The organism is Rhizobium sp. WSM1274 (genome assembly GCF_025200775.1).
GTDB lineage: Bacteria > Pseudomonadota > Alphaproteobacteria > Rhizobiales > Rhizobiaceae > Rhizobium > Rhizobium leguminosarum_I.
In genome coordinates this window covers 4,132,883-4,149,707 of the sequence record NZ_CP104138.1, presented here as the reverse complement: position 1 = coordinate 4,149,707, position 16,825 = coordinate 4,132,883, and the positions used below count along the sequence as shown (strand labels likewise).

Annotated in this window: 18 protein-coding genes; 4 read left to right on the top strand and 14 right to left on the bottom strand. The window is 61.8% G+C overall.

Annotated elements, in window-relative coordinates; all coding sequences use genetic code 11:
• Positions 1-195: 195 nt before the first annotated feature.
• The 4 genes from N2600_RS20520 to argH form a co-directional block, all read right to left on the bottom strand.
• Positions 196-2,850 (bottom strand): TIGR02302 family protein, encoded by a 2,655-nt coding sequence (locus N2600_RS20520; RefSeq protein WP_260297253.1) that lies wholly within the window; start codon positions 2,848-2,850, stop codon positions 196-198.
• Positions 2,851-3,015: 165 nt separating this feature from the next.
• Positions 3,016-4,284: a diaminopimelate decarboxylase gene (gene lysA / locus N2600_RS20515; protein WP_260297252.1), complete on the bottom strand. Its 1,269-nt coding sequence runs from the start codon at positions 4,282-4,284 to the stop codon at positions 3,016-3,018.
• Between the two features lie 11 nt (positions 4,285-4,295).
• The gene (lptM, locus tag N2600_RS20510; RefSeq protein WP_029871095.1) at positions 4,296-4,508 is read right to left on the bottom strand and encodes an LPS translocon maturation chaperone LptM; all 213 of its coding nucleotides are present in this window, start codon (positions 4,506-4,508) and stop codon (positions 4,296-4,298) included.
• A gap of 122 nt (positions 4,509-4,630) precedes the next feature.
• The gene (gene argH, locus N2600_RS20505) at positions 4,631-6,034 is read right to left on the bottom strand and encodes an argininosuccinate lyase (protein ID WP_260297251.1); all 1,404 of its coding nucleotides are present in this window, start codon (positions 6,032-6,034) and stop codon (positions 4,631-4,633) included.
• A gap of 40 nt (positions 6,035-6,074) precedes the next feature.
• On the opposite strand from argH, the gene tlpA reads away from it, so the two are divergent.
• The gene (tlpA, locus tag N2600_RS20500; RefSeq protein ID WP_260297250.1) at positions 6,075-6,737 is read left to right on the top strand and encodes a thiol:disulfide interchange protein TlpA; all 663 of its coding nucleotides are present in this window, start codon (positions 6,075-6,077) and stop codon (positions 6,735-6,737) included.
• Between the two features lie 178 nt (positions 6,738-6,915).
• Here tlpA and N2600_RS20495 read toward each other — a convergent pair whose 3' ends face one another.
• The 7 genes from N2600_RS20495 to N2600_RS20465 form a co-directional block, all read right to left on the bottom strand.
• Positions 6,916-7,797, bottom strand: coding sequence for a 3-hydroxybutyryl-CoA dehydrogenase (locus N2600_RS20495; RefSeq protein WP_260297249.1), 882 nt, complete (start codon positions 7,795-7,797; stop codon positions 6,916-6,918).
• Positions 7,798-7,948: 151 nt separating this feature from the next.
• Positions 7,949-8,890, bottom strand: a complete 942-nt coding sequence (locus N2600_RS20490) for an electron transfer flavoprotein subunit alpha/FixB family protein (protein WP_260297248.1) — start codon at positions 8,888-8,890, stop codon at positions 7,949-7,951.
• A 25-nt stretch (positions 8,891-8,915) separates the two neighbouring features.
• On the bottom strand, positions 8,916-9,665 hold the full coding sequence (locus N2600_RS20485) for an electron transfer flavoprotein subunit beta/FixA family protein (protein ID WP_260297247.1): 750 nt from the start codon (positions 9,663-9,665) through the stop codon (positions 8,916-8,918).
• 183 nt (positions 9,666-9,848) lie between these two features.
• Complete coding sequence (locus N2600_RS20480; protein ID WP_170263048.1) at positions 9,849-10,634, bottom strand: rhomboid family intramembrane serine protease; 786 nt, start codon at positions 10,632-10,634, stop codon at positions 9,849-9,851.
• Between the two features lie 32 nt (positions 10,635-10,666).
• Positions 10,667-11,245: a cob(I)yrinic acid a,c-diamide adenosyltransferase gene (locus N2600_RS20475; protein ID WP_162116784.1), complete on the bottom strand. Its 579-nt coding sequence runs from the start codon at positions 11,243-11,245 to the stop codon at positions 10,667-10,669.
• Between the two features lie 21 nt (positions 11,246-11,266).
• Positions 11,267-11,470: a twin transmembrane helix small protein gene (locus tag N2600_RS20470; protein WP_064247712.1), complete on the bottom strand. Its 204-nt coding sequence runs from the start codon at positions 11,468-11,470 to the stop codon at positions 11,267-11,269.
• Positions 11,471-11,484: 14 nt separating this feature from the next.
• Positions 11,485-12,318, bottom strand: a complete 834-nt coding sequence (locus tag N2600_RS20465; protein ID WP_260297246.1) for an SDR family oxidoreductase — start codon at positions 12,316-12,318, stop codon at positions 11,485-11,487.
• A 76-nt stretch (positions 12,319-12,394) separates the two neighbouring features.
• Between N2600_RS20465 and N2600_RS20460 the strand changes: the two genes are divergently transcribed.
• On the top strand, positions 12,395-13,318 hold the full coding sequence (locus tag N2600_RS20460) for a YihY/virulence factor BrkB family protein (RefSeq protein WP_170257049.1): 924 nt from the start codon (positions 12,395-12,397) through the stop codon (positions 13,316-13,318).
• On the opposite strand, the gene gluQRS is transcribed toward N2600_RS20460, so the two are convergent.
• Complete coding sequence (gene gluQRS, locus N2600_RS20455; RefSeq protein ID WP_170263046.1) at positions 13,283-14,164, bottom strand: tRNA glutamyl-Q(34) synthetase GluQRS; 882 nt, start codon at positions 14,162-14,164, stop codon at positions 13,283-13,285. The two genes, N2600_RS20460 and gluQRS, sit on opposite strands and share 36 nt — an antisense overlap.
• Here gluQRS and N2600_RS20450 point away from each other — a divergent pair.
• Complete coding sequence (locus N2600_RS20450) at positions 14,163-14,855, top strand: DNA-3-methyladenine glycosylase family protein (RefSeq protein WP_260298851.1); 693 nt, start codon at positions 14,163-14,165, stop codon at positions 14,853-14,855. The genes gluQRS and N2600_RS20450 overlap by 2 nt on opposite strands.
• Positions 14,856-14,966: 111 nt before the next feature.
• Positions 14,967-15,524 (top strand): HNH endonuclease, encoded by a 558-nt coding sequence (locus tag N2600_RS20445; protein WP_017966367.1) that lies wholly within the window; start codon positions 14,967-14,969, stop codon positions 15,522-15,524.
• A 72-nt stretch (positions 15,525-15,596) separates the two neighbouring features.
• On the opposite strand, the gene N2600_RS20440 is transcribed toward N2600_RS20445, so the two are convergent.
• Positions 15,597-16,118, bottom strand: a complete 522-nt coding sequence (locus N2600_RS20440) for a disulfide bond formation protein B (RefSeq protein ID WP_222279639.1) — start codon at positions 16,116-16,118, stop codon at positions 15,597-15,599.
• A 78-nt stretch (positions 16,119-16,196) separates the two neighbouring features.
• Positions 16,197-16,787 carry a YqaA family protein gene (locus N2600_RS20435; RefSeq protein ID WP_222386994.1) on the bottom strand — a complete coding sequence of 197 codons (591 nt, stop codon included), beginning with the start codon at positions 16,785-16,787 and terminating at the stop codon, positions 16,197-16,199.
• Positions 16,788-16,825 lie beyond the last annotated feature (38 nt).

The following is a 16,825-nucleotide window of genomic DNA, read 5'->3' as shown; positions in this document are numbered from 1 at the left end:
TGGTTTAGATCCAGGTTCAGATTCTAAAGCGCGTCGCAATCTTTGAGATTCGCTCCTTGCGCTTTAGGTCTTTATTCCCAACGCATGTTGTTCGCGCAAAACCGCTGCACAGTTTTGCGCGACATGCTTTAGGCCGATCCGGTCTAGAATCATCCTTTCCAGTGCGCGTCCTATTTTTGCGCGGAGGCGTAAGGCCTACTGGATGTCCAACAACCGTTCGAGATATCGCCGTTCCATTTCCTGCGGTGGATTGTTGCCGAGCTTTTCGCGGATCGCGTCAAGGATTTCTCGCGCCCGCTGAACGTCGATTTCGTCAGGCACCTTCACGCTGTTGTCGCCGAAATCCGGCCCTTGGGTCCGGCGCGGCCGGCCGAGCGGGTCGCGGCCGTTCTGGTCGCCTTGGCCTACCTGGCCGTTCGGACCTTGACCCTGCTGGCCCTGCTGCGCCTGCATCATCTGGTTCATCATGTCGCGGGCGCCCTGGCGAAGCGCTTCCAATGCGCGGCCCTGGCCTTCGACGGCCGGTTGGCCGCGGCCCTGGCCGAGTTCACGGCCGGCGCCTTCCATTTCGCGTTGCGCCTGGCCAAAACCCGGGCCGGGCTTCATTCCCATCTCGCCGAGGCTCTTCTGCAATTCGCCGAGTTGCTTGCCCAACCCATCCTGCTGCGCGCGCAGCTGTTTCAGCGCCTCACGCAGCTGCTCGGCCGTCATCTGGTCAGAGGGCTGCTGTCCATCCTTGCCTTGCTGGCCCTGCTGCTGATCCTGCGGCTCGCCGTTTTCTCCGGGGTTCATCTCGTCGAGCAGCGGATCGTTCTCGCCCATGTCAGGCTCGCCGCGCTGCATGCGGTCCCTGAGCTGCTGGTCGAGCCGGAAGGTCTGCTCCATCAGCTTTTGCTGGTCGCGCAGGATCTCGCCGAGCTTGTCGATCTGCTTGCGGGCCTCGCTGTTTTCCTGGCTCTGCTGGCTGCGCTGCGGCCGGCCGGCCTGCAGGTTGTTCATCATCCGCTGCAATTCCGACAGCATCTGCTGGGCCGCGTCACGATTGCCCGAGCGGGCGAGATTCTCGATCTGATCCATCATTCGTTCCAGATCCTGCTGGCGCAGAATGTTCTGCGCGTTCTGGTTCGGCTGCATCGGCGCGTTCTGCATGCGTTGGGCAAGCTCGGTCATATAGTCCTGCATCGCCTTGCGCAGCTCGTCCATCAGCTTCTTGATCTCCGCGTCCGGGGCGTTGCGGTCCAACGCGTCGGCGAGGTTCTGCTGGGCCTCGCGCAGCTTGCGCTCGGCCAGCGAAAGATCGCCGTCCTCCATGCCGAGGGCGATCTCCCACAGATATTGGGCCGTATCCTTCAGCGCATCCTCGCCCTTTGCGAGCTTCATACGCGTCAAGGCGGATTCCAAGAGCAGGTAGTTGGTGAGCTTCGGGATCGTCTCCTCGGGGCGGATGGTCAGCGCCTCGTTCAGGGCGATCGCCTGCGGCATCTTGCGCGTATCGAGCGCGAAAACCTGCCGTTCCTCGGCGACGGCGGCGGCAAGCGGTTCGTTGAAGGGGCGTGACGGCAGCGTCATCTCATGCGGCGGGCTGCGGCCGGTCTGGCCGGCGGCATCCTTGGCGACGAGCGTGATGCGCACACGTTTGCCGGCAAGCGGATGTTCGGTCAGGTTCCGGCTGGTCACAGCCTTGGCGTCGCGGGCGTTGCGGCGCGGAATATCCAGCCGGTATTCCGGCAGTGGATAGAGCGGCGTTGCCGTCGGATCGGGGTCGACAGGAACGATTTCCGCATGCGCTTCCTGGACCCCGTAATCGTCTTTGACGGTGAAGCCGATTTCAAGCGCGCCGTTGACGCTGCGCTTCGGCAGCCCGTCAAAGGCAATTTCCGGCGCCTTGTCGGGCAGCACGTTGAAGCTCCAGCGGCGGCCGTTGACCTCGAGTGCGCCGTTCTCCTGCAGCTTCATCATATGCGTCTGCGCGACGAGAGCCTGGCTGGCCGGTGCCGCCGTCTGCTGCTCGCTGCCTGATACCGCTGTCTGCTGCGGCTTGGTATCGGCCTGCACGGCGATATCCTGCGCCTCGCCGTTCGCCTTGCGGAACACGACTTTTTCGGCCGTCCTTCCGCCGCTGACCCGGACAGTGAGGCCTGAAAACTGGGGAATGCCGATCGGCGCCTGCTCGCTGCCGTCAGCCGTCAGATAGACAGGGGCGCGGCCGGTATAGGAAGGCGGCGTTACCCAGGCGTCGATGCGCACCGCCGGATCGCTGACCACCTGCGCGGGCGCCGCCTGCAGTGCGTCGCGGATCGAGCCGCCGTTGATCGACAGCGAATAACCGAAGGCCGTGACGAGCAGCAGCGCCGGGACGGCGCGCAGCGCGAAACGATCATGCGCGGCGATATCAGGCCGTGGCAGTCCGGCATCGAGCGCTGCGATCTTTTCAGCCATCCGTGTCTGGTGCTCGCGCCAGAGCGCCCGGCCGAAGGGCGTATCGAAGGCCGGCTCGTCTTCCTGTACGGTGACCGGCTGGTGCGGCAGGCCGTTGCGCTCTTCCAGCATGCGGTCGGCTTCAGCGATCCTCGGCCAGCGCAAGGTGCGGAAGGGGAGGAGCGAGACGAGAAAAGCGGCAGCAAAGGCGATGAGCAGCAGAATGCGCAGCCAGTCCGGCACGCTGCGGAAGAGGCCGAACCAGGAGGCGGAGAGATAAAAGGCGATGACGGACAGTACCGGCATCAGAGGCGGCAGCAACTGCTCGAAAAAGAGCACGATGCGCGCCAGCAGGCGTTTCGTCGTCACCAGCCGGGCAAGCGAGGGACGGAAGGCAAATGCACCTTTCTTCTGCCTCGAGGGGCTTGTCATCGGTCCGGTCTCCGCGATCTGGCGTTCTGGAACAGAGGGCGCTTCCGGCGATTGCGGGGCAATACGCTCATGAACGAAAGGATAACACTCTTTGTGGCGAAGGCGAGGGCGAGCGGCCGGTAATACCGGCTTTTCACGTTTATTCGCCAAAAAGTGATGGCTTGTTCAGTCGAGCCAGGCCGGAACGGAATCGAGGCTGATCAGCTCGGCATAGGTTCGGCGCGGTCGAATCGTATGGAAATCGCTGCCCCTGACCAGAACTTCGGGCACCAGCAGGCGGCTGTTATAAGTGCCGGCCTGGACCGCGCCATAGGCGCCGGCAGTGCTGACGGCCATCAGGTCGCCGGGTTTCGGCATCGCCATCTCGCGGTCGAGCGCCAGATAATCGCCGGTCTCGCAGACGGGGCCCACGACATCGGCGCGGATGCGCGGCGCGTTGGCCGCCGAAATCGTTACAGGGCGAATCTCGTGATAGGCCTCGTATAGCGTCGGGCGGATGAGATCGTTCATCGCGCCGTCGACGATGACGAAGGTCTTTTCGCCGCCATCCTTCACATAGAGGACTTCTGTCACGAGAATGCCGGCATTGCCGACGATCAGGCGGCCGGGTTCGGTGATGATCTTACAGTCCAGGCCGCGCAGCTGGTTCTTGACGATTGCCGCGTAGGCGTCCGGCAGCGGCGGCGGATTGTTATCGTCCTTGTAGGGAATGCCGAGGCCGCCGCCGATATCGACGTGGTGGATGGTGTGGCCGTCGGCACGGAGCGTCGCGACAAGGTCGTGCAGCAGCTTGAAGGCGTCGTCGAAGGGCTGGAGTTCGGTGATCTGGCTGCCGATATGCATGTCGATGCCGGTGACCTCGATGCCGGGCAGCTTCGCGGCATGGGCATAGATGGCCCGGACGCGCTCCCAGGAGATGCCGAACTTGTTTTCCTTCTTGCCCGTCGAGATCTTGGAATGCGTCTTCGCATCGACATCAGGGTTGATGCGGAAGGAGACCGGCGCTTTCTTGCCCGCGCTCACGGCGCGCTGGTTGAGGATTTCAAGTTCGGGCTCGGATTCGACATTGAAGCAGTAGATGCCGGCCTCAAGGGCGAAATCCATCTCGGACGGCGTCTTGCCGACACCTGAGAACATGATGCGGTCCGCCGGAATGCCGGCGGCAAGCGCGCGGCGCAGTTCGCCTTCAGAGACCACGTCGATGCCGGCGCCGAGACGGCCCAGCGTCTTCAGCACTGCCTGGTTCGAATTCGCCTTCATCGCATAGCAGACCATGGAGTCCATGTCGGCGAAGGCTTCCGAAAAGACGCGGTAATGACGCTCCAGCGTTGCAGTGGAATAGACGTAGAAAGGCGTGCCGACCGCCTTGGCGATCTCGGGAACGGGAACGTTCTCGGCATGAAGGACGCCGTCGCGGTACTCGAAATGGTTCACGGGCTTGTGCCTTAAAGAAGGGGGTCGAGAAGGAAGGGCTTGTCGACGGTTCCCGGCTGTTTCGTCGGCTTGGAAACGTCGCCTTCCTTGGTTGCCGCAGCGCTCGGCGGATCGAGGTCGCCCTTGCGCCCGCATCCGGCAACGGCAAGGCCGATGACGGCGAGAACCGCCGTCAGGCGGACGAGGTGGGGCAGGCTCTTCATGGATATCCTCTTCTGCGGCATGTGACGGCATCATTCATATCGAATGACGGACATCTTCATAGCGAAGTTATCCGCCTTGTGCACCCTGATTGTTGGCGGTCTTTCCGCGCCTGCAGGAAGGGCGCGGCGGCTCCCGGCATCTCTTAGTTGCGGGCGCGCCAGAAGCCGATCTGCCTGCGTACTTCGGACGGCGCCGTGCCGCCGAAGCTCTTGCGGCTGGCGACCGAGGCCTCGACGGTCAGCACATCATAGACCTTGTCGGTGATGTCGGGATGGATCGCCTGCAGATCGGAGAGCGACAGCTCGGCAAGGTCGCAGCCCTTGCTTTCGGCGAGTGCAACGGCGCGGCCGGTGACGTGATGGGCGTCGCGGAAGGGGAGGCCTGCTTCGCGCACCAGCCAGTCGGCAAGATCGGTCGCCGTCGAATAGCCGGAGCCGGCCGCCGCCTTCATGCGTGCGGTGTTGACAGTCATGTCGCGCATCATGCCGGTCATGGCGGCGATTGCCAGTTCCAGGCTCTCGGCTGCGTCGAAGACCTGTTCCTTGTCTTCCTGCATGTCCTTGGAATAGGCGAGCGGCAACCCCTTCATGATCGTCAGCAGCGCCACCAGCGAGCCGTTGATGCGGCCGGTCTTGGCGCGCACCAGTTCGGCAGCGTCCGGGTTCTTCTTTTGCGGCATGATCGACGAGCCGGTCGAGAAGGCGTCGGACAGGCGCACGAAACCGAATTGCGGGGTCGACCAGATGACGATCTCTTCCGCCAGACGCGACAGGTGCATGCCCGCAATCGCTGCGATCGACAGGAATTCGATGGCGAAATCGCGATCGGAGACCGTATCGATGGAGTTGCGGGTCGGCTCGCGGAAACCGAGCGCCTTGGCCGTCATATGGCGGTCTATCGGATAGCCGGTGCCGGCGAGGGCGGCGGCACCGATCGGGCTTTCATCCAGATGCTCGATGGCGTGGCGCACGCGCGAGCGGTCGCGGCCGAACATTTCGACATAGGCCATGCAGTGGTGGCCGAAGGTAACGGGCTGGGCGGTCTGCAGATGGGTGAAGCCCGGCATGACGCTTTCGGCATGTTCTTCGGCGCGGTCGAGGAAGGCCGCGATCAGGCCGGTCAGCATCTGCTCGGTTTTCTCAAGCTCTTCCTTCACCCAGAGACGGAAGTCGAGCGCCACCTGATCATTGCGCGAGCGGGCGGTGTGCAGCCGGCCGGCGGCCGGTCCGATCAGCGTCGCCAGGCGTGCCTCGACATTCATATGGATGTCTTCGAGCTGACGCGAGAATTCGAAATTGCCGCTTTCGATTTCTGACAGGATCGTGTTTAGCCCGTGAACGATCTTGTCCTTATCGTCAGCGGAAATAATCCCTTGATGGGCAAGCATCGTCGCATGGGCAATGGAACCGCGGATATCCTGCGCGAATAGCTTCTTGTCGAAACCGATCGAGGCATTTATCTCCTCCATGATCGCGTCCGGGCCGGAGGCGAAGCGACCGCCCCACATCTGGTTGGAGGATTTGGTGTCCGTGTTGTCGTCGGCCATGAAGGTGCCCGCCTTGAGGATGCATGTCCAGGAGAATGAAATGACGACAAGAAAACCCCTCGGGCTGCCATCCCTGAAATGGATCGCGATAGCCGCCGTTGCGGGTGTCGTTGCCGGTGCGGCAGCGGTATACGTGAAGGAGACGGGGATTGGCAATGGCGGCGGCGAAACGGCGTCGGCCGAATGCAAGCTCGCCAAAGACCGCATCGCCGGCATTACACCGCTGATGAGGGGACAGGTGGCCGCCATGGTCGCCGCCAATGAGCCGCGCAAGCTGACCGCCATTTCCTTCAACGGGCCGGACGGCAAATTGCTGACGCTCGATCATTTCGCCGGCAAGATCGTGCTTCTCAATCTCTGGGCGACATGGTGCGTCCCCTGCCGCGAGGAGATGCCGGCGCTGAATGCGCTCGAGAAGGAGATGGGCAGCGACCGGTTCCAGGTGGTGCCGGTCAATATCGATACCGGCGACGACGAGAAGCCGAGGACCTTCCTCGGGGACACCGGCGTCGATGCGCTGCAGCTCTATCGCGACAATACGATTTCGGTATTCAACAGCCTGAAGAAGGAAGGCCTCGCTTTCGGGCTGCCGGTGACGCTGCTGATCGATGACAAGGGATGCCTGATCTCCGCCATGAACGGCCCTGCCGCCTGGGACAGCGAGGATGCCAGGGCGCTGATCAAGGGTGCGATCGGATCGTAAGAACGCCGGTCAGGAGTCTCCGTCGCCTTTTATGAGGAACACACCCGCAAGTCCGATGAGTACGAAGCATTGCAGCAGGAACATCGGAGTTTCGGTCGACATTGCGTTTCCTCGCGTTCACGGCAAGGAAAGCATTTCGCGGGCGCTCGGTCCATTCAGCCTTTCTGATGATGTCAGCTTAGCGCGTCGGGACCGGCACTTCGCCGCGATAGTCATAGAAGCCGCGGCCGGACTTGCGTCCGAGCCAGCCTGCCTCGACATATTTCACCAGCAGCGGACAAGGACGATATTTCGAGTCCGCCAGGCCGTCATGCAGCACCTGCATGATCGAAAGGCAGGTGTCGAGGCCGATGAAATCGGCAAGCTGCAGCGGCCCCATCGGATGGTTGGCGCCGAGCTTCATCGCCGTATCGATGGCGTCGACGGTGCCGACGCCTTCATAGAGCGTGTAGATCGCTTCGTTGATCATCGGCAGCAGGATGCGGTTGACGATGAAGGCCGGGAAATCTTCGGCGACGGTTGTGGTCTTTTCCAGGGTGCCGACGAATTCCTTGGCGGCGGAGAAGGTCTTTTCGTCGGTGGCGATGCCGCGCACCAGTTCGACCAGCTTCATCACCGGCACCGGGTTCATGAAATGTATGCCCATGAAGTGTTCGGGGCGGTCCGTGGCGGCAGCAAGCCGCGTGATGGAAAGCGAAGAGGTATTGGTGGCAAGCAGCGCTTCCGGCTTCAGGACCGGACAGACCTGCGCGTAAATCTTGCGCTTGACCGTTTCATCCTCGGTGGCGGCCTCGATCACGAGATCGGAGGGGGCGAGATCGTTGACATCGGACGAGCCTGATATGAGCGACAAGGTCGACTTGCGTTCCGCTTCGGTCATCTTGCCGTTCGTCACCAGGCGGGCAAGATTGCCGTTGATGGTGGCAAGGCCGGATTCGATGCGGTCCTGGGAGAGATCGTAGATGTGGACCCTGTAACCTGCGGCGGCCGAAACATGCGCGATGCCGCAGCCCATCTGGCCGGCACCGATAATACCAATATTCTTCAACACCGCATTCATCTCCAAACCCCCGCACGGCATTCGCCCCCGCGCCGCCGTATTTTTCTAGCAATACTGCCGGACGAAGGATCGCCCGGCAGCAGTAGTAGTAGCCCGATAAAAGATAATTTTCCAGTCATTCGCAAGTGCGAAAGAAAAGCATTTGACGCAGCTAGAGCGCCTTTTGCAATTCCGGCAAGACATCGAAGAGATCGGCGACCAATCCGTAATCGGCGACCTGGAAGATCGGCGCCTCCTCGTCCTTGTTGATGGCGACGATCACCTTCGAATCCTTCATGCCGGCCAAATGCTGGATGGCGCCTGAAATGCCGCAGGCGATGTAGAGATCAGGCGCCACCACCTTGCCGGTCTGGCCGACCTGCCAGTCGTTCGGCGCATAACCGGCATCGACGGCGGCTCTGGATGCGCCGAGGGCGGCACCGAGCTTGTCGGCCAGCGGCAGGATGACTTCCCTGAATTTTTCCGCCGAACCGAGTGCCCGGCCGCCGGAGATGATGATCTTGGCCGAGGTCAGTTCCGGCCGGTCGGAGGCCGACAGCGCATCGGCGACGAAGGTGGAAAGACCCGGATCGGATATCGCCGGGATTGCCTCGACGGTGGCCGAGCCACCCTCCGGCGCGGAGGCAAAGGATGCGGTGCGCACGGTGATGACCTTCTTGGCATCGCTCGCCTGCACCGTCTGGATGGCGTTGCCGGCATAGATCGGCCGCTTGAAGGTGTCGGACGAGATCACCTCGATGATCTCGGAGACCTGGGCGACATCGAGGAGGGCTGCCACCCGCGGCAGAACGTTCTTGCCGACGGAGGTCGCGGCAGACAGGATCGTGTCGTAGGCGCCAGCCAGCGAAACGATCAGGTCGCCGAGCGGTTCGGCCAGATTGTTGGCGAGTTCGTCGCTTTCGGCGAGCAGCACTTTCGAGACGCCGGCAAGCTTGGCGGCTTGTTCGGCAGCAGGCTTGGCAGCCTTGCCGGCAACGAGAATATGAATATCGCTTGCCTGGTCCTTGGCGATCTTGGTTGCCGCCGTCAGCGCCTTGGCGGTCTGATCGGACAGGCTGGCATTGTCGTGGTCAGCCAGAAGAAGAATGGTCATGATATTGGCTCCTGTTCCCAGCTGATTACAGCACGCCGGCTTCGTTTTTGAGCTTGTCGATCAGTTCGGCGACCGACTTGACCTTGACGCCGGCCTTGCGGCCCGACGGCTCCTCGGTCTTCAAGACCCTGAGGCGCGGTGTGGTGTCGACGCCGAAGTCAGCGGGGCTCTTCTTGTCGAGCGGCTTCTTCTTCGCCTTCATGATGTTCGGCAGCGAGGCATAACGCGGTTCGTTCAAACGCAGGTCTGATGTGACGACCGCCGGCAGTTTGATCTCGATCGTCTGCAGGCCGCCATCGACTTCGCGGGTGACGGTTGCTTTGCCATCACTGATCTCGATCTTCGAGGCGAAGGTCGCTTGGGCAATTCCCATCAGTGCTGCCAGCATCTGGCCGGTCTGGTTGCTGTCGTCATCGATCGCCTGCTTGCCTGATATGATCAGCCCCGGCTGTTCGGCATCGGCCACAGCCTTGAGGATCTTGGCAACCGTGAGCGGTTCTACAGCATCGTCGGTCTCGACCAGGATCGCCCGGTCGGCGCCCATGGCAAGGGCGGTCCGCAGCGTCTCCTCGGCCTTGGCAGGACCGATCGACACCACCACCACTTCCTCGCACTTGCCGGCTTCCCTCAGCCGCAGCGCCTCTTCCACCGAGATCTCGTCGAACGGGTTCATCGACATCTTCACATTGGTTAGCTCGACACCCGTGCCATCCGGCTTCACCCGGATCTTCACGTTGTAGTCGACAACCCGTTTGACTGGGACGAGTATCTTCATGGGGTCCTTCCTTCAGGAGAAACTGGCTTCGGAGCCTTTTTTAGAAAATGCGCGCTTAGGCGCCGCTCCGATTGTCGAATGGCGACATGGATACGCGTTTTTCCTCCAAATTCAACGCATGCATGACGCCGGCAAGCGATTTGCCTCGGCAATATGTGGACGTTTACGTTCACGTCAATATCGTCAGTGTCGGCCCCAGGGAAAGCGCTGCGCCGTCCGCCCGTCCGTGCCGGCCGCGATGGCCGGGCCGGTGCCCGGGTCGTTTCTGACGGCGCGAGGCGTGACGATCTGCCGGTCGAAGAGCGGCACACCAGGCCGGCGGAACACCAGGATCAGGAAAGCGCCGGCAAGGATGCCGCCGACATGCGCGCCCCAGGAAACGTCGCCGTCAGACGCGATCGCCAGCATGAAGAACTGCTGCCCGATCCATAAAAGCAGCGGCACGAAGGCCGGCAGGGGCAACGGAACACGGAAAAACACCAGCACCCAGACCCGGACGCGCGGATGCAGCATGACATAGGCGGCAATGACGCCGGAGACCGCCCCCGATGCGCCGACCAGCGGCGCTTCCGAGGTCATGGTCAGCAGGCCGTGACAGAGCGCGCCGGCGGCGGCACAGATGAGATAGAAGATCAGGAAGCGCAGATGCCCCATCGCATCCTCGACATTGTCGCCGAAGACCCAAAGGAAGATCATGTTGCCGGCCAGATGCCAGAAGCCGGTATGAACGAAGGCGTAGGTGAGGTAGGTGAGGGGTTCCGGCACGATCTCCAGCCCTTGCGCCAGCACCGCGTGGCCGAAGGCGATTGCCGGGATATAGCCGAGCCCGACGGTCGTCGCCTGGGCTGCCTGCTCGTTCTCAAAACTGGTCAAAAGCCAGACCGCGATATTCAACGCCATCAATGCGAGCGTCACCCACTGAACCTTGATATGTTTCAAGGTATTGGCATCGTGAAGTGGTATGAACATAAAGGCCCCCGGCGATCGTGATCGCGACAAGCCTATCTGTTTTTTCCCGGAACCCAAAGCACATCCGCATGGCCCCCGTCATTTGCATGACGTGCGGCGACGAAGAGGAAATCGGACAGGCGGTTGACATATTTCATCGCCGGCTCGCCGAGGATTTCGCCGTCGGTGCGGGCAAGCGCCACCATCAGACGTTCGGCACGGCGCGCAATCGTGCGGGCGAGATGCAGATGCGCGGCGGCCGGGCTGCCGCCTGGGAGGATGAAGGATTTCAGCGGCTGCAGATCGGCGTTCAGCTGGTCGATATCGCGCTCGACGCGGTCGACCTGCGTCTCCGAGATCCGCAACGGTTCATAGGCCGGCAGTTCGCCGGTGTCAGGGGTGGCGAGATCGGCGCCGAGATCGAAGAGGTCGTTCTGGATCGACATCAGCATGGCGTCGAGTTCAGGCAAGCCGGCCGTGTACAGCCGAGCCAGGCCGATCGCGGAATTGGCCTCGTCGATCGTGCCGTAGGCCTCGACACGCAGATCGTCTTTGAGCCGGCGTGGGCCGGAAACCAGCCCGGTCGTGCCGTCATCGCCCGTTTTCGTGTAGATCTTGTTGAGCTTGACCACGGTTTCCTCCTTGAATGACGATCAGGTTGGGCGGCCACCGCCGGTCAGCCAGAGCGTCAGCATGATCAGGATGACGGCGACCGCCTGCAACAGCACACGAAGCTGCATCAACTTGTTGGAACGGTTGGCATCGCCGCCCTTCATCATGTTGAAGAGACCGCGGATCAGGACGAGGGCGACGACGCCCATGACGATGATCGCGAGGATATAGGTGACTGTGGACATGGCATTCAGCTTTCTCAGTCCATCCAGCGCATCAGGCGGTAGAAGAGGTCTGCCGGAAGCAGCCGCTTCAGGAACATGCCCTGCTTGGCCGGAGTCGTTACGGGATAATGTGGCCTCGGATTTTTCGAGTTCAATGCGTGTTTCAACACGGAATAGACCGCTTCCGGGCCGAGCTTGTGGCGGTTGACCGGCCCCGATCCGTCGAGCCTCGCCAATTGCCTGACGTAATCGACCGCGTGCGGCGAATTCTTGAGATCGATATGCTCCTTGATCTTTGCGAGCGCGTTGGCGGTGAACCGCGTGGCGATCGGTCCCGGCTCGATCAGGCTCACATGGATGCCGCTGCCCTGCAGCTCCATGCGCAGGGTGATGCTGAGGCCTTCGAGCGCGAATTTGGAAGCGGTGTAGGCGCCGCGATAGCGATAGGGGACGACGCCGAGGATCGACGAGCATTGCACGATCCGCCCTTGGCCGCGTTTGCGCATCGGCGGAATGACCTGCCGCGTCAGCTCATGCCAGCCGAAGAAATTCGCCTCGAACTGCGCGCGCAGCGTTGCCGTCGATAGATCCTCGACGGCGCCCGGCTGGCCGTAGGCGCCGTTATTGAAGAGCGCGTCGATGCGGCCGCCGCTGCGTTCCAGAACCGCGCCGACCAGATCGGAAATCGTCTCGGTCCTGGTATAATCCATCAGGAAGGCTTCGATGCCTTCCGCTTCCAGCCCCTTGAGATCGTCCGGTTTGCGCACCGTCGCGAAGACACGCCAGCCATCGGCTTTCAGCGCCCGCGCGCAATGAGCGCCGATACCGGACGAACACCCGGTCACGACGATGGTGCGTTCTCCCGCCATGGAATGATTCCTGTACAAAATGGGACTCGTTTCCCATATTCGGCCAGAGGATACAATCTGGAAAGCCGGAGACGGAATGCCGAAGGTGCTGCGCACGATCTACGACGTGGTCTATGACGCGATCTGTCACATGGTCGAGGACGACGGCTTCGCCATGGCAAGCCATGTGGCGCTGTCGAGCCTGCTTGCGGTTTTCCCTTTCCTGATCTTCGGCACCGCGCTTGCAAGCTTCCTCGGCGCCGATCAGTTCTCCTCGACCGCCATCCACCTGATCTTCGACACCTGGCCCGAGGCGATCGCCAAGCCGCTCGCCGACCAGGTGCTGCAGGTGCTGACCATTCCGCGCGGCGGGCTGCTGACGATCTCGGTGCTGGCCGCCGCCTATTTCGCCTCGAACGGCGTCGAGGCGCTGCGCATCTCGCTCAACCGCGCCTACCGGGTACAGGAAACGCGGCCCTGGTATTTCACGCGTCTCGCCAGCCTCGGCTATGTGCTGATCGCGGTCATCATCTTTGCGGCGATCAGCATCCTGCTGGTCGCCCTGCCGCTGGCGCTCGATTATGCGCGCGGCTGGTTTCCGCTGTTTGCCGATACGCTCGACATCGTGTTCAGCTGGCGCATCTACGGCACGCTGGTGGTTCTGACGGTCGGACTGCTGGTCATGCATCTCTGGCTGCCGGCCGGCAAGCGACGGGTCTTCGACGTCATTCCCGGCGTACTGTTGACGCTACTTCTCTGGCTCGCCGGCGCGCTGATTTTTGCCTATTATCTCGCGACCTTCGCCAATTATACGGCAACCTATGCCGGTCTCGCCTCTGTCATGATCGTGCTGATCTTCCTCTACATGGTCGGCGTCATCTTCATCATCGGGGCGGAGATCAACGCGGCGCTGATCAAGTTCCGCGTCTTCCGGATGTTTTCGCACACGCTTTCGATCGTCGGCAGAGAGCGTGTCGAAAGCCAGTCAGAGCCCGACAAGGCGGCGAATATCCGCAACTGACATGCCCTGGGCGCGCAATTCGCCAAGTGCGGTGTCGCCCTCGCTTTTCGAAAGTTTGCGGCCGTCGGCGCCGAGAATGAGACGATGATGGTGATAGACCGGCTGCGGCAGGCCGAGCAGCACCTGCAATAGCCGATGCACCGATGTCGCGTGGAAGAGGTCGAGCCCACGCACGACATGGGTGACACCCTGCAGCGCATCGTCGACGACCACGGAAAGATGATAGCTCGATGGCGCATCCGAGCGTGACAGGATGACGTCGCCCCAGACGTTGGGCTCGGCGGCGATCTCACCTGTCCTGCCGTCGCCGGTTTCCGTCCAGAACAGCAGTTCGCCGATCAGGTCGAGCGCCTTGCGCATATCGAGCCGCCAAGCATGTTTCATTCCCGAGGTCAGCATGTCCCGCCATTCGTCTGCCGAACGCTCGCGATCATTTGCGGGATAATGCGGGGTGCCGTCGGGATCGCGCGGCCAGGATTCACCCGCCGCCTCGTAGGCGGCGACGCGCGCTTTCACCTCGCCACGCGTCAGAAAGGCCGGATAGACCAGTCCGCGCTCGATCAGTGTGTGCAGCGCCGCCTGATATTCGGGGAAATGTTCCGACTGGCGCCGCACCGGGCTTTCCCACTTGATATCAAGCCATTCGAGATCGCTGAGGATGCCGGCCTCGAACTCTGGCGTGCAGCGCGTCTGATCGATATCCTCGATACGCAGCAGCAAGCGGCCTTGTTCGGCATCCGCCATGTCGCGGTTCAGCAGGGCCGACAGGGCATGGCCGAGATGCAACGGTCCGTTGGGGCTCGGCGCAAAACGAAAGACAGGTTTTTGACGCTCACTCGTGGTCATGCTTTCTTCTGCCATGGATCCGAATTTTGAACCACTGCGAGGCAAAGTGCAGATCATCCGCAACGAAGACGATGTCAGGCAGGGGCTCGAAGCGCTGCTTCGCCTCGATCCGCGTCTTGCACCGATCGTCGCGGAGGCCGGGCCCATTCCGCTGCGGCTGCGCGAACCCGGCTTTGCCGGCCTTGCCCATATCATCGTCTCGCAGATGGTATCGCGCGCCAGCGCCGACGCGATCTGGCGGCGCATGCTGCCGTCGGATGGTCTTTTGACTGCCGAAGGCTACGTGCTGCTTCACGCCGACGCATGGCGCGAATTCGGCTTGTCGCGCGCCAAGGCCGAGACGCTGTCGCGGATTGCCGAAGCGGTCGCCTCCGGCCGCCTCGATCTCTCCGGGCTCTGCCTGAAGCCGCCGGGCGACGCACTTGGCGAACTGACCGCGCTGAAAGGCGTCGGACCGTGGACGGCGGAGGTCTATCTGATGTTTTGCGGTGGCCATGCCGATGTTTTCCCAGCCGGCGATGTCGCACTGCAGAATGCCGTCGGGGCGGCTTTCGGTCTTGCAGCACGGCCGCCGGCAAAGGCGCTGACCCAGCTTGCGGAAGTCTGGTCGCCGTGGCGTTCGGTGGCGGCACGGCTTTTCTGGGTCTATTACGCCACGAAAATGCGCCGTGACATGGTGCCGACCGGCTGATCGGCAACACTCTTCAAATTGCCTTTATCCTCTGAATTTATTGGACTTCACAATCCTGTAACAACCGGCCTAATATACAGGTGCAGATGCCGAATCGATCAGGAGAGTCCCTTGACGATTGCAGTCTCCCCGCAGGCCCTGCCAGCGCTCGTCCTGAACGCTGACTACCGGCCACTGAGTTATTACCCCTTGTCGTTGTGGTCCTGGCAGGACGCGATCAAGGCGGTATTTCTCGACCGTGTGAACATCATTGCAGAATATGAACATTCGGTTTCCTCGCCGAGTTTTTCGATGCGGCTTCCGAGTGTCGTGTGCCTGAAGACTTACGTTCAGCCGTCCCGCAATCCCGCCTTCACCCGGTTCAACGTCTTCCTGCGCGACCGGTTCGAGTGCCAGTATTGCGGCGCTGATGACGACCTGACCTTCGACCACGTCATTCCGCGCGCCCATGGCGGCGAGACCACCTGGGAGAATGTCGTGGCAGCCTGCTCGCCCTGCAATCTGCGCAAGGGTAGCAAGCTTCCGAAGCAGGCAGGCATGTTCCCGGCGCAGAAGCCCTACCAGCCGACGGTACAGGATCTGCACAATAACGGCCGGCTGTTCCCGCCAAACTATCTGCATCAAAGCTGGCTCGACTATCTCTACTGGGATACCGAACTACAGCCCTGATCGAACGGCCTACAGCGTCGCGCGTCTTTTCGGACGCGCAAAAGACGCTGTACATTTCGGTTTCTGCATAATTTATGCAGTGGCGGCCTTGCGAACGCCGACAAAGGCGAAGGCCGCAAGCAGGATTCCGGCAATCACATTCCAGCCGGCAAAAGACAGGCCGAGCACGCGAAGCGCCGCATCGGTGCAGGACGGGCCTTTGATGGTGTTGAGCTCACCGAGCAGATCGCCGGCATTGGTCGTCATGCTGCTTGCCGTCGTCGAGCAAGTGGGCGGGCCGGGCCAGAAATGCCATTCGACGCCGGCGTGATAGACACCCATGCCTGCCGTCACCAGCATCAGGATGCCGGCCGCGAGAATGAGCGCCCGGGTGATCCAGTTCGGCAGCCCGATGAGTTCGGAGATTGCGGCCAGGATCGCGATCGGGATGGCGTAATAATAGGGCTGACGCTGCAACAGGCAGAGCGCGCAAGGAATATAGCCGCCGATATACTGGAAGCCGAGCGCCGTGCCGACCGCCGCCGCCATGCCGATGGCGAGCAACAGGGAATAAATAAAGCCGGGGCGAGCGAGTGGCGAGGAAGTGGCAGTCATGGCGGAGCTCCGCGAAGTTGGTAGAGCATGAGAGGCGAATTCAGATTTTAGCTCGACCCGGCCTAAAATCATCCTGTTTTAGTGAGCGAGATAGCGGTAGGCGACGTATAACACGATGACGGCGCCGGCGCCGATGCCGACGATCTGGCCGAGCCGCTTCTCGATGAAATGCCGGATCGGCTCGCCGTAGCGGCGCAGCAGCCAGGCGAGGAAGAGGAAACGCGCGCCGCGCGCGACGATCGCCGAGACGATGAAAAGCCCCAGATTGACGTGGATGACGCCGGACAGGATGGTGACGATCTTGATCGGCGGCAAATGTGCAAGACCCGAAGTGACGAGCAGCAGCAGGATCGTCTCGTAGGTGACATAGGCCTTCATCTGCTCGAAGGCTTCGAGCTTGCCGTAGAATTCCAGGATCGGCCGCGCCACCGTCTCATAGGCGTAGTAGCCGAGCGCCCAGCCGGCGATGCCGCCGAGTACGGAGGCGACAGTTGCAATCAGCGCATAGCGATAGGAGCGTTCCGGCTTGGCAAGCGCCATCGGCAGGAAGAGCACATCGGCGGGGACGAGAAAGACGGAGCTTTCGACAAAGGCGATGACGGCGAGCCAGACTTCGGCCGATTTGCGCGAGGCCAAAGACATGGTCCAGTCGTAAAGTCTGCGGAGCATTCCGTTTCCTTCCTGTTGCGGTGCAAAAAAGCTTTAGG

What these genes read in the sequence shown, in the direction of transcription:
- N2600_RS20520 (WP_260297253.1), bottom strand. Translation starts at nt 2,850, where the DNA reads ATGACAAGCCCCTCGAGGCAGAAGAAAGGTGCATTTGCCTTCCGTCCC.
- lptM (WP_029871095.1), bottom strand. Translation starts at nt 4,508, where the DNA reads ATGCCGCAGAAGAGGATATCCATGAAGAGCCTGCCCCACCTCGTCCGC.
- argH (WP_260297251.1), bottom strand. Translation starts at nt 6,034, where the DNA reads ATGGCCGACGACAACACGGACACCAAATCCTCCAACCAGATGTGGGGC.
- tlpA (WP_260297250.1), top strand. Translation starts at nt 6,075, where the DNA reads ATGACGACAAGAAAACCCCTCGGGCTGCCATCCCTGAAATGGATCGCG.
- N2600_RS20495 (WP_260297249.1), bottom strand. Translation starts at nt 7,797, where the DNA reads ATGAATGCGGTGTTGAAGAATATTGGTATTATCGGTGCCGGCCAGATG.
- N2600_RS20490 (WP_260297248.1), bottom strand. Translation starts at nt 8,890, where the DNA reads ATGACCATTCTTCTTCTGGCTGACCACGACAATGCCAGCCTGTCCGAT.
- N2600_RS20485 (WP_260297247.1), bottom strand. Translation starts at nt 9,665, where the DNA reads ATGAAGATACTCGTCCCAGTCAAACGGGTTGTCGACTACAACGTGAAG.
- N2600_RS20480 (WP_170263048.1), bottom strand. Translation starts at nt 10,634, where the DNA reads ATGTTCATACCACTTCACGATGCCAATACCTTGAAACATATCAAGGTT.
- N2600_RS20470 (WP_064247712.1), bottom strand. Translation starts at nt 11,470, where the DNA reads ATGTCCACAGTCACCTATATCCTCGCGATCATCGTCATGGGCGTCGTC.
- N2600_RS20465 (WP_260297246.1), bottom strand. Translation starts at nt 12,318, where the DNA reads ATGGCGGGAGAACGCACCATCGTCGTGACCGGGTGTTCGTCCGGTATC.
- N2600_RS20460 (WP_170257049.1), top strand. Translation starts at nt 12,395, where the DNA reads ATGCCGAAGGTGCTGCGCACGATCTACGACGTGGTCTATGACGCGATC.
- N2600_RS20450 (WP_260298851.1), top strand. Translation starts at nt 14,163, where the DNA reads ATGCTTTCTTCTGCCATGGATCCGAATTTTGAACCACTGCGAGGCAAA.
- gluQRS (WP_170263046.1), bottom strand. Translation starts at nt 14,164, where the DNA reads ATGACCACGAGTGAGCGTCAAAAACCTGTCTTTCGTTTTGCGCCGAGC.
- N2600_RS20440 (WP_222279639.1), bottom strand. Translation starts at nt 16,118, where the DNA reads ATGACTGCCACTTCCTCGCCACTCGCTCGCCCCGGCTTTATTTATTCC.
- N2600_RS20435 (WP_222386994.1), bottom strand. Translation starts at nt 16,787, where the DNA reads ATGCTCCGCAGACTTTACGACTGGACCATGTCTTTGGCCTCGCGCAAA.